1 pseudogene is annotated in these 303 nt (G+C 35.3%); it reads left to right on the plus strand.

Annotated elements, in window-relative coordinates:
• Positions 1-41 precede the first annotated feature (41 nt).
• Positions 42-303: pseudogene (locus DMB44_RS09195) on the plus strand (RNA-guided endonuclease TnpB family protein); the annotation flags it as partial.

Below are 303 nucleotides of genomic sequence, written 5' to 3' on the forward strand. Positions count from 1 at the left end.
ATAATGGAATATTAAAATTCCCAAAAATCATGGATCTGGAGGTGAAGACAAGATTAGATGATAATACAGATTTAAGGGAGGTAAGAATTATACCATTAGGTGTCGGCTATAATGTGGAAATTGTTTACGCTAAGGAAATAGACAATGTGTCGGAGTTAAGTCCTAAGAGAATACTAGGCATCGATATTGGTGTGAGGAACATCGTAACCATTGGAAACAACATATCCGAAAAGGGTATTGCTGTCAAGGGCGGTGTTCTGAAATCAATAAACCAGTATTTCAATAAAGAGTTATCAAGATTAA

It is taken from the genome of Thermoplasma sp. Kam2015 (assembly GCF_003205235.1).
In the GTDB taxonomy this organism is placed as follows: domain Archaea; phylum Thermoplasmatota; class Thermoplasmata; order Thermoplasmatales; family Thermoplasmataceae; genus Thermoplasma.